A 5431-nucleotide genomic window follows, 5' to 3' on the forward strand; every position below is an offset into this window, starting at 1 on the left:
AGCTCTCCAGCCGGGCCACTCCCCGCTGGTCCAGGGTGTCGCCCACGTCCCGGTAGTAGCGCCGATCCCCCAGGTAGTCCATCTTCAGCCGCGCCCGGGTCCGGTCGGAAAACCGGCTCCCGTGGAGCACGTTTACCGTGTACCGGTCGCTTTGTTCCTTCCGGTCCCGCAGATAGCTCGCGTCCGCGACCCCCTCGTGTCCCTCCGCCAGCACGTAGCGAAGCTCCGCCCCTTGGGTCCACCCGCGCCGGGCCCGGTACTCGAGCCGCAGGGTGGCGTCGGCGTTGTCGGCAAACGCCCAGTAGTACCGGATTCCGGTGAGGAACCCGTCCCGGTCGGTGAACCCCGCCCGGGGGATGAGGAACCCCGACTGGCGCTCCCTCTTCACGGGGAAGAGGAGATACGGGGTGTAGGCCACGGGAGCCCCCTCCACCCAGAAGGCGGCACCGCGACTCACCAGGTACCCTTCGAGCTCCACCTCGATGCGGCGGGCCTCCACCCGCCAGCTCGGCCAAGTGCCGTCGCAGGCGGTGAACCCTCCGTCCTCCACCACGTAGGACACCGGGCCGGTCTTCCGGAAGCGCCGACCCCAGACCCGGTAACCCTCCCGGGCGATCCACAGGGAAGCGTCCTCCACCTCCCCTTCCTGGGTGTCCAGGTCCAGGGCCAGCCGGCTGCACCGCAGCACGTTGCCGTCCGGGTCTTCGAGCACCACCTCCCCCTGGGCCTCGGCCCGCCCGGTCCCGCGCTCGTAGGCCACCCGGTCGGCCTTGAGCCGGTAGCCCTCCCACCGGATCCCGACCTGCCCCTGCGCCTCCAGCCGGTCGCCCAGCTCCAAGACCGCCAGGGTCTTCGCCCGGATCTCCACGGGGCCGCCGTTGGGGCGCACCCACTCGATCCGCTCCTGGGCCCGGGCGACGCCCCCCAACGCCAGCGCGGCCACGAGGAGGAGGCCCCCCAGGAAAGGCCCCGCCCTCACCGTACCCAGCCCAGGGAGCGCAGGTGGGTGCGGGCCTCTCCGACCGTGGTGAGGGAGCCCGTCACGCACACGAGATCCCCCGGGGCGGCCCGCTCCAGCGCCCAGTCCAGGGCGGCGGCCACGGTGGGCAGGGCTTGGAGCTCCCCGACCCGGAGCTCCCGCGCCAGCCGCCCGATCTCTTCGGGGTCCCGGGCCCGGGCCGACGCGGACCGGGTCACGACCACCCGCTGGGCCAGGGGCACCAGATCCGCGAGGATGGAACGGGCGTCCTTGTCCCCCAGGATGCCCAGGACGAGCCACAGGCGCGCGTAGGAGAGGTCTTCCCGCAGGCTCCGGGCGAGCACCCGGGACGCGTGGGGATTGTGGGCTCCATCGAGCACCACCCGGGGTCCGGACCCGAGCACCTCCAGGCGCCCGGGCCAGCGGGCCTCCCGCACCCCGCGGCGCACGGCGTCCTCCGGCAGGCGCCAGCCCCGCTCCTCCAGCACCTCCAGGGCCGCCAGGGCCAGCGCCAGGTTGTCCCGCTGAAAGCCCCCCAGGAGGCCGAGCTCCAGACCCGACAGCCGCCACCGGGGGCCCCGGTACTCCAGGCCTCCCGGGCCCTGGGAGACGTGGAAGTCGAGGCCCCGCACCCGCACGGCACACCCGCGCGACGCGGCGGCCTCCCGCAGCACCGCCAGGGCTCCCCCCTCGGCACCCGTCACCAGGGGGACCCCCGCCTTGACGATCCCCCCCTTCTCCCCGGCGATCGCCTCGGGGGTGGGTCCCAGGTGCTCGGCGTGCTCCAGCCCCACGTTGGTCACCACCGCCACCTCCGGAACGACCACGTTGGTGGCATCCAGGCGCCCGCCCAGGCCCACCTCGATCACCGCGGCGTCCACCGGGACCCGGGCGAAGTGGAGAAAGGCCATGGCCGTGATGACCTCGAACTGGCTCAGGCCGGCGGCCCCGGGGTGCTCGCGACCCGCCCCCAGCACCGCCTCGTAGAGGCCGGGAACGGCCTCGTCGGGCAGGAGGGCCCCGTCGACCCGGATGCGCTCCCCGAAGCGCTCCAGGGGGGGCGAGGTGTAGAGGCCCGTGCGGTACCCCGCCGCGGAGAGGACCGAGGCCAGGAGGAGCGAAGTCGAGCCCTTCCCGTTGGTGCCCCCCACGTGCAGGCAGGGCCAGGCCCGGTGGGGATCGCCCAGGGCGCGCAGGCAGGCCCCGATCCGCTCCAGGCCCAGGTGTATGCCGAACTTTTCCAGGGCGTCGATCGCCCGAAGGGCTTCCTGCGGCGTCACGAGCCACCCTTGCCGTGGGAGGAAACGGGCCGGGACACCGGGTCCGGCAGGGGGCCGGCCGGCTCCGGCCCCGCCATCTCTCGTACCAGACTCGCCGGGCGGGTGTAAAGGTGGACAGGCAGGGGGAGCGATGGCTTCGCACTTTGTTTTTTGGTTGACAGCCGCGCCGCGGCGGCCGTATAAGGGCCGACTTCCTTTTCTTCCGGCCGGCCGCACCGCAGCAAACCGGCCGCCGGCGGAGACGGGGGGTGAGGAGACTTCACGAGGAGCAGAGGATCCATGATCACAGAAATCTCGCGCATCCGAAACATCGGCATCTCGGCCCACATCGACTCCGGCAAGACCACGCTGAGCGAGCGCATCCTGTTCTACACCCAGCGGATCCACGCGATCCACGAGGTCAAGGGCAAGGACGGCGCGGGCGCGACGATGGACTTCATGGAGCTGGAGAAGGAGCGGGGCATCACCATCCAGTCCGCCGCCACCTTCTGCGAGTGGGGGGACCACTTCATCAACGTCATCGACACCCCCGGCCACGTGGACTTCACCATCGAGGTGGAGCGGGCCCTGCGGGTGCTCGACGGGGCCATCCTGGTCCTGTGCGCGGTGGGCGGGGTCCAGTCCCAGTCCATCACGGTGGACCGGCAGATGAACCGCTACAAGGTGCCGCGCATCGCCTTCATCAACAAGTGCGACCGCACCGGCGCCAACCCCGAGCGGGTGCTCCAGCAGCTGCGCGAGAAGCTCAAGCTCAACGCCGTCTTCCTGGAGATCCCCATCGGTCTCGAAGCCGACCTGAAGGGGGTGGTGGACCTGGTGAAGATGCAGGCCGTCTACTTCGACGGCGACAACGGCGAGAATCTGCGCTACGGGGAGATCCCCGCTTCCCTGGCCGAGCAGGCGGCCAAGCGTCGCGAAGAGCTCCTGGACGCGGCCAGCATGTTTTCCGACGAGCTCATGGAGGCGGTGCTCGAGGGCGCGGCCACCGAGGAGCTCATCCACGCCGCGATCCGCGCGGGGACCCTGCGCCGGGAGCTCACCCCGGTCTTCCTGGGCTCGGCCTACAAGAACAAGGGCGTCCAGATCCTGCTGGACGGTGTCCTCCGGTACCTTCCCTGCCCCAGCGACGTGGAGAACGTGGCCCTGGACACCGAGGCCGGCGAGGCCCCGGTCACCCTCGTCTCCGACCCGAAGAAGCCCACGGTGGCGCTTGCCTTCAAGCTGGAGGACGGCCGTTACGGGCAGCTCTCCTACGTGCGGGTCTACCAGGGGGCCATCCACAAGGGCGACACCCTCATCAACGCCCGCACCGGGAAGAAGTTCAAGGTGGGCCGGCTCGTGCGGATGCACGCGGCGGAGATGGAGGAGATCGAGGCGTCAAACTCGGGCGACATCGTGGCCATGTTCGGGATCGACTGCGCCTCGGGCGACACCTTCTGCTCCGAGAGCCTGCGGGTCTCCATGACCTCCATGTACGTGCCCGAGCCGGTCATCAGCCTGGCGGTCGTCCCCAAGGACAACAAGTCCCAGGTGAACATGAGCAAGGCGCTCAACCGCTTCACCAAGGAAGACCCCACCTTCCGCACCTTCGTGGACGCGGAGAGCGGGGAGACCATCATCCAGGGCATGGGCGAGCTCCACCTGGAGGTGTACGTGGAGCGCATGAAGCGCGAGTACTCCGCCGAGGTCACCACCGGCCAGCCCCAGGTGGCCTATCGGGAGACCGTGTCCCAGCGGGCCGAGTTCAACTACACCCACAAGAAGCAGACCGGCGGCTCGGGCCAGTACGGCCGGGTGGCGGGCTTCATGGAGCCCCTCGACGAGGTCGGCGACTACCAGTTCGTGGACAAGATCGTGGGCGGCGTGATCCCGCGGGAGTTCATCTCTTCCTGCGACAAGGGGTTCAAGGCGTGCCTCAAGAAGGGCTCCCTCATCGGCGCCCCCGTCACGGGCGTGCGGCTCACCATCAACGACGGCGCCGCCCACTCGGTGGACTCCTCCGACATGGCCTTCCAGCAGGCGGCCATCGGCGCCTTCCGCGATGCCTACAGCCGCGCGCGCCCCATCATCCTGGAGCCCATCATGAAGGTCGTCGTGGAGACGCCCTCCGAGTTCCAGGGCCAGGTGCTGGGTACCCTCAACCAACGCCGGGGCATCATCGTGGGCACCAGCGAAGACGGGGTCTACTCGGTCGTGGAAGCCGAGGTGCCCCTGGCCGAGATGTTCGGCTACTCCACCGGCCTGCGCTCCTCCACCCAGGGCAAGGCCGAGTTCACGATGGAGTTTGCCAAGTACCGGCCGGTGCCCCAGAGCGTCTCCGAAGAGCTGAAGAAGAAGCACCAGGAAGAGCTCAAGAAGCAGTCGGCCGCCTGAGGCCACGGAAACCGATGGCGCAGCTGGTCCGCCTCTGCGATAGGAGTGCGCATATGCTCAAGAGCGAGTTGGTGGCCAAGAATCCCCTGCGAGCCCTGGACCAGAGCCGCGACGGCGGCCTCGTCCCCGGGCAGGTGGGATTGGTGGTAGCCCGGGCGGGCACCGGCAAGACCGCCTTTCTCATCCAGGTGGCCCTGGACAACCTGTTTCGCGGCAACCCGGTGCTCCACGTGAGCATCGGCGAAACGGTGAGCCACGTGAAGGCCTGGTACGACGAGATCTTCCGAGACCTGGCGACCGGCTACGAGCTGGAACGGGCTCGGGAGGTGTGGCACGAGGTCGAGGAAAACCGGGTCATCATGACCTTCCGGGTCCAGGCCTTCAGCGTGGACAAGCTCGAGGAGCGCCTCGACGACCTGGTGCAGCAGGGCATCTTCACCCCCCGGGTCGTGGTGGTGGACGGCTTCGAGCTCGGTCCGGAGCTTCGGCCCGCCCTGGAGGCCTTCGAGCAGTTCGCCCGCGCCAAGGGCCTCAAGGTCTGGATCGCGGCCCGCTCGCACCGGGAAGCCGGCGCGGTCGACCCGCTGGTGGCCCCCCTGGAGGACCTCTGCCAGGTGGTGGTGTGCCTCGATCCCAAGCCCAACGCCATCTCGCTGCGGGTCTACAAGAACCCGTCGGGCACCGTGGGCCACGCCCCCATCGCCCTGGACCCCCGCACGCTGCTCCTGGTTCCCCAGCACGGCTAGGACCCAGCCCCCCAAGGAAACAACGGGCCCCGGGACGACCCATGCGTCGTCCC

At 70.0% G+C, this 5431-nt stretch carries 4 protein-coding genes; 2 read left to right on the plus strand and 2 right to left on the minus strand.

The features are described 5' to 3' along the window. Nucleotides 1–979: putative LPS assembly protein LptD (locus AB1578_21605; GenBank protein MEW6490494.1), on the minus strand; the 979-nt coding region annotated here is incomplete at its 3' end. After that, complete coding sequence (locus AB1578_21610; GenBank protein ID MEW6490495.1) at nt 976–2259, minus strand: folylpolyglutamate synthase/dihydrofolate synthase family protein; 1284 nt, start codon at nt 2257–2259, stop codon at nt 976–978. The genes AB1578_21610 and AB1578_21605, both read right to left, overlap by 4 nt. Nucleotides 2260–2538: 279 nt before the next feature. Between AB1578_21610 and fusA the strand changes: the two genes are divergently transcribed. Together fusA and AB1578_21620 are read left to right on the plus strand one after the other, a co-directional pair. Further along, complete coding sequence (gene fusA, locus AB1578_21615) at nt 2539–4632, plus strand: elongation factor G (protein ID MEW6490496.1); 2094 nt, start codon at nt 2539–2541, stop codon at nt 4630–4632. A gap of 53 nt (nt 4633–4685) precedes the next feature. Continuing rightward, a complete protein-coding gene (locus tag AB1578_21620) occupies nt 4686–5378 on the plus strand; it encodes an AAA family ATPase (protein MEW6490497.1) in 693 nt (230 codons plus the stop codon). Nucleotides 5379–5431 lie beyond the last annotated feature (53 nt).

This window comes from Thermodesulfobacteriota bacterium (genome assembly GCA_040756475.1).
Taxonomy (GTDB): Bacteria; Desulfobacterota; Deferrisomatia; order Deferrisomatales; family JACRMM01; genus JBFLZB01.